This window comes from Streptomyces sp. NPDC002790, assembly GCF_040295505.1.
In the GTDB taxonomy this organism is placed as follows: domain Bacteria; phylum Actinomycetota; class Actinomycetes; order Streptomycetales; family Streptomycetaceae; genus Streptomyces.
Map to the genome: position 1 here is coordinate 1 of NZ_JBEOVM010000191.1, position 6,500 is coordinate 6,500.

1 protein-coding gene is annotated in these 6,500 nt (G+C 70.6%); it reads right to left on the reverse strand.

The window, feature by feature from the left end; genetic code table 11:
• Nucleotides 1–6,472 (reverse strand): non-ribosomal peptide synthetase (locus ABT004_RS35510; RefSeq protein ID WP_351345684.1); only part of this gene is annotated, 6,472 nt, incomplete at its 3' end.
• Nucleotides 6,473–6,500: the final 28 nt, after the last annotated feature.

A 6,500-nucleotide genomic window follows, 5' to 3' on the forward strand; every position in this document is an offset into this window, starting at 1 on the left:
ACGCCACCACCAGAGCCGCACCGGAGCACAGCGCCATCAACACCTCGGACACCGCCGCATCGAAACCGATCGACGCGAACTGCAACACCCGCGAGCCCGGCTCCACCGCGAACCGCTCGATCTGCGCCGCCACCAGGTTCAGCGCCCCGCCGTGGGTCGCCGCCACACCCTTCGGCACACCCGTCGAACCCGACGTATAGATCACATACGCCACTTCCACCGATGTCACCGTCACCGTCGGCGGGCTCGTCGGCAGCTCGTCCAACTGTGCCTGCAGCTGCGAATCGTCGAGCCACACAACCGGCACGCCGCTCAGCGCTTCGGCCAGGCCCTCGGTCGCCGAGTGGTCCGCCACCACGAGCTGCACACTGCCGTCGCCGAGCATGAACTGCACGCGCTCGCCGGGCAGTTGGCGGTCGATCGGCAGGTACGCCGCTCCCGCCTTCCACACCCCGAGGATCGCCGTCACCAACTCGGCCCCGCGCGGCAGGCACACGCCCACCACCGTCTGCGGGCCCACACCCATCCCACGCAGCCAGTGCGCCAGCCGATTCGCCGCCGCGTCCAATTCGCCGTAGGACAGCTCGACCCCGTCGGCCACCACTGCCACCGCGTCCGGTGCGGCGTCCACCCGTTGGCCGAAGAGCTCGATGACGGTGTCCGCCGGGCCTGCGGCCGCGGTGTCACTCCATCCGACGAGCACCTGGTCCCGTTCAGCCGCGTCAATGACGTCGACCGCATGCAGCCGCACGTCGGGCGCCGCCGTCACGTGTTCCAGCACCCGGGCGAACCAGCTCGTCAGGCGTTCGGCGGTCTCCACCTCGAACAGGTCCGCCGACGCGATCAGCGATCCCCGCAGCCCGGCCGGACGGCCTTCCTCGTCCAGCACCTCCGCCAGCGACACATCGAAGTCGAACTTCACCGACGCAGTGGACACACCGGCCGCCGGCTCCCCGGCACCGACACGGGCACCGGCCACCTCCAGCCTGGCGCCGTCGGTGTTCTGCAGCGTCAGCATCACCTGGAACAGCGGGTGCCGGGACAGTGAACGCTCCGGCGCCAGCTCCTCCACCAGCCGCTCGAACGGCACATCCTGATGCGCCAGCGCCCCGAGGCTCGCCTCCCGAACCCGTCCCAGCACCTGACGGAACTCCGGATCACCGGACAGATCCGTCCGCACCACCAGCGTGTTCACGAAGAACCCGACGAGATCGTCCAACGCCTCGTCGGTACGTCCCGCGATCGCGGAACCAATCGGCACATCGGTCCCCGCACCGAGCCGTGACAGCGTCACCGCCAGCGCGGCCTGCAGGATCATGAACACCGTCACGCCCTCGGCACGCGCGAGGTCCACCACCCGCTGGTGCACCTCGGCCGGCACCCGCAACGGCACCCGATGCCCCACATGTGTCGCCACCGCGGGACGCGGCCGGTCGACCGGCAGGGCGATCTCCTCCGGTGCTCCGGTCAACTCCTGCCGCCAGTACTCCACCTGCTCCGACAACAGGCTGTCCGGGTCGGACTCCTCCCCCAGCAACTCCCGTTGCCACAACGCATAATCCGCGTACTGCACCGGCAACGGCTCCCACACCGGCGCCTCGCCCTGCGACCGCGCCGCATACGCGACCGACAGGTCCCGTGCCAACGGAGCGGTAGACCAACCGTCGCCGGCGATGTGATGCACCACCACGACGAGCACCCGCTCGTCCGGCCCGGCCTCGAACAGCCACGCCCGGATCGGCAGCTCCGCCGACAGATCGAACGTGTGCTGCGTAGCCTGCCGCACGGCGTCGGCCAGTTCCGCGGGTGTCACCGGCTCGACCCGCAGGTCCCCGTGCGGTTCCCGGGCATCGAGGATCCGCTGGTAGGGCTCGCCGTTCACCGCCGGGAACAGTGTGCGCAGCGACTCATGCCGGGCGATCACATCTCTCAGCGCCGCACCCAGCGCGGCGACGTCCACCTCGCCGGTCAGTGACACGACCATGGGGATGTTGTACGTCGGGCTCGGTCCCTCCAACTGGCCCAGGAACCACAACCGTCGCTGCGCGAACGACAACGGCACCCGCTCCGGACGTGTCTCCGCAGCCCGCAGCGGTGTCCGAGCCTGCGCCGCCTCGGCCAACCGCGTCGCGAGACCGGCCACCGTCGGTGCCTCGAAGAGCGCCCTCAGCGGCAGCTCGACACCCAGAATCGTGCGGATCCGCGACACCAGCCGGGCGGCCAGCAGCGAGTGTCCGCCCAACCGGAAGAAGTCGTCGTCGACCCCCACCGACTCCAGCGCCAGCACCTCCGCGAACACCCCGCACAGGATCTCCTCCTGCACCGTGGCCGGCGCGCGGCGCTCGGACACACCCATGGCCGCGTAGTCGGGAGCGGGCAGGGCCGAGCGGTCCACCTTTCCGTTCACGGTCAGCGGGAAGCGTTCGAGCAGCACCACCGTCGAGGGCACCAGATGGGCGGGCAGCGTCTCGGCCACCGACTCCAGCAGGGACTCCGCCGATGTGTCCGCGTCCTCGGTGAGCGCCGCGTAGGCCACCAGCCTCTTGTCGCCCGGGACGTCCTCGCGGACGATCACCTCGGCCCGGCCCACCGCCGGATGCCCGGCGAGCGCGCTCCGGACCTCGCCCAGCTCGATCCGCATTCCGCGGATCTTCACCTGCTGATCCACCCGGCCCACGAACGACAGCACGCCGTCCTGGCGCCATACTGCCTGGTCGCCGGTCCGGTACATCCGCTCCCCGGGCTCGAACGGGCAGGCGACGAAGCGCTCGGCGGTGAATCCCGGCCGTCCCACATACCCGCGGGCCAGCCCGGCTCCGGTCGTGTACAGCTCACCGGGCACACCCACCGGCACCGGGTTCAGCGACGCGTCCAGAACGTAGACCCGGCTGGCCGCCACGGGACTCCCGATGGGCACACCGCGCCCGTCTCCCGGGCCGGCCACCGGGTGTGTCGTGGTGAACACCGTGCATTCGGTCGGGCCGTACACGTTCGTCAGCGCGGTCCGCGGCAGTTCGCCCGTCACACGGTCGCAGTGCGCGGGAGAGAGCACGTCACCGCCGGCCCACACCTGACGCAGACCGGCGAGGACCTGAAGGTCGGCGTCCACCACCTCGTGGAACAGCCCGGCCGTCAGCCACGCGGTGGACACCCGGTGAGCGGACACGAAGTCGCCGAGCTCCGCCACCGACAGCTCGCCCTGCTCCGGAAGCGCCAGTGTCGCGCCGTTCAGCAGCGCACCCCAGACCTCCAGGGTGCTCGCGTCGAACGACACCGAGGCCAGCTGGCTCACCACGTCCCCCGCGGCCACACCCACATGCCGCGCCACCCGGTCGACGCCCTGGTGCAGGATGACCACGCCCTTGGGCACACCGGTGGACCCGGAGGTATAGATGATCTGCACCGGATGCTCGGGGCGCAGCTGACGCGACAGCGGGCCACCGTCAAGACCGGCGAGTTCGTGGGCCGTGGCGGGATCGTCCAGCTCCACCACCGGCACATCGAGTCCCTCGAAGGCGGCGCGCGCGGATCCGGTGGCCACCACCGCGACGGCCGCGGAGTCGGACAGCATGAACGAGATCCGCTCGGCCGGATATTCAGTGTTGACCGGTACGTATGCGCCGCCCGCCTTGAGAATCCCCAGCCATGCCACGATCAGCTCGGCGCCGCCGTCCACGGCCACGGCGACCGCCGCCTCCGGTCCCACTCCCAGGCCGGACAGATGCCGTCCGAGGCGGTTGGCACGCTCGTCCAGCTCCGCGAAACTCAGTGTGAACCCGGACCCCACCAGCGCCGGCGCGCCCGGCGTCCGCGCGACCTGCGCCTCGAACAGATCCGGGACCGACCTCAGTGCCCCTTCGACCGCGGTGTCGTTCCACTCGACGAGCGCCTGGTCGCGCTCCCTCGAATCCAGGACGGCCACCGCGGTCAGCGAGGTGTCCGGGCCACCGTCCAGCACCGTCGCGAGTTCGTCGACCACGCTCGCCAGGGCGGTGCGGAGCGAACGGCCCACCACCTGTGGGTCGATGCCATCGGCCGCCAGCAGGCTCACGCTCATTCCGGCGCCGCCGAAGTCGTTGACCGAGACCGTCACCGGGTAGTTGGTGCGCTCCCGGACGAGAACGTTGCGGATGCCTTCCATCGGCCGCCGGCCGGTCTGCTCCCCACCGGTCGGGGCTTCGGAAGTGCCGGTGATATGCCGGTAGTTGAACAGCGAGGTGAACAGCGGGGTGTCGCCCGCGATCCCGCTGGCCTGCTGCGCCACCGCCAGTGGAGCGTGCTCGTGCTCCAGCAGTCCCGCCAGCTGCTCCCGCATCCCCTCGACCGCTGCCCGCACTCCGACCCTGCCGGTCCGTACCCGTACCGGCAGGGTGTTCATGAACGGGCCCAGCACCCGGTCAGCTCCTGCGCCGGCGTTCATCCGGCCGAACAGCACCGTGCCGAACACCACGTCGTCACGCCCGGACAGCACCTCCAGGACCCGCGCCCAGGCCACGTGCAGCACGGTTGCAGGGCTGACCCCCAACTCCCGTGCCACACGCCGCAGTCCGTCGGTTTCATCGGCGGCAAAGGGCACGACCGCCTCGGTCACCCCGCTGCCGTCACCGCGTACGTCGAGCACCCCGTACGGGACGGTCGGCTCGGTGACATCACCGAGCAGCTCGGCGAAGTACCGCTCGTGCTCGGCCCGGGGCACGGCACGCGTCTGCGCCACGAAGTTCCGGAACGGCATCGCCGGCGCCAGCTCGTGCGCGTTGCCCGTGAGCACCGCCCGCAATTCTTGCAGCAGTACGTCCATGCCCAGGTGGTCCTGGAGCAGGTGATGCATCCGTACGACGGCCAGCCACCGGCCCCCGGACACCTCGGCCGCATGCACGTCCAGCAGGGGGGCGCGGTCAAGGTTCAGCACTGCCCCTGCGAGGGCGATCAAGCGCTCCGACGCACTGGCAGGCTCGTCCGCTTCGGCATCCAAAGCGTGCTCTACGAACGGCAGTTGAGCCCGCCGCCACACCACCTGAACCGGCTCGCGCAGCCCCTCCCACACGACACCCGTGCGGTAGATGTCGTGCCGGTCCACGACCTGCTGAAGCGCTCCGACGAAAGCGTCCAGCCGGGTCCGGGTGTCGAACTCAACGACGCGCGCCGTCAGGTAGACGTCGCCCCCTTCGTCGGCCATCAGGTGGTGGAAGAACATGCCCTCCTGCAACGGCGCCAGCGGATAGACGTCCGCGACGTTCGACGCTCCGCCGTCGACCGCCGCGACCACCCGGTCGATCTCCTGCTGCGACAGCTCGACCAGCGGCAGCATCTCCGGCGTGATCCGCTCCGCGCCGACCGGGATCGGATTGTCCGGCACGTCCACTGATCCGACGCCCGTGGCCCTGGCAAGCCCGGCCGGCGTCGACGCCTCGAACAGCGCCCGCACCGACACCGACACACCACGGGCCCGCAGCCGCTCCACCAACGACACCGCCAACAGCGAGTGTCCGCCCAGCCGGAAGAAGTCGTCGTCGAGGCCCACCGATTCCAGACCCAGAACGTCCGCGAAGGCCGCGCAGAGGATCTCCTCCTGTACGGTCGCCGGGCCCCGGCCGCCACTCGCGGCATACTCCGGCACCGGAAGCGCCCTGCGGTCGAGCTTGCCGTTGGCGGTCAGCGGCAACTCGTCCAGCGTCACAAAGGCAGTCGGGACCATGTACTCCGGCAGCCGCGACGCCACCACGTCCCGCAGGGCATCCGTGTCGAGCCCTGCGTCCGCGGCCACCACGTAGGCGACCAGGCGCTTGTCGCCGGGCGGGTCCTGGCGGGCGATCACCGCGGCCTGCGCCACCTCGGCACGGGCTTCCAGCACAGCCTCGATCTCGCCCGGCTCGATCCGGAAACCACGGATCTTCACCTGCTCATCGGCGCGGCCGGCGAAGACCAGTTGACCGTCCGGGGTCCACTTGGCCACGTCCCCGGTCCGGTACATCCGTTCACCGGACGCCCCGAAGGGGCAGGCCACGAACCGCTCACCCGTCAGACCGGGCCGACCCACATACCCGCGCGCAAGCTGCGTCCCGCCGATATACAGCTCCCCGGCCACTCCTACGGGCACCGGCTGCAACGTCTCGTCCAGCGCATACAGACGGGTATTGGCGATCGGCCGGCCGAACGGCACCGGGCCCTGCCGATCCGCGTCGACCACCTCGGCAGCCACCATCACCGTCGCCTCGGTCGGCCCATACGTGTTCACCAACCGGCGCCCCGCAGACCACGCCCGCGCCGCCGACTCGCCAATCGCCTCGGCACCCACCAGCAGGGTCTCCACCTGCGACAGGTCCTGCGGCTCCAACACCCCGAGCAGAGACGGCACCACACTCGCCGCCCGCACCCCGGACATCTCCGCCAGCCGCCGCGGCTCCTCCCGCTGCTCCTCCGACGCCACCCACAACGTCGCACCCGACGACAACGCCACCGCCACATCCAACACCGACGCATCGAAACTGAACGACGCGAAC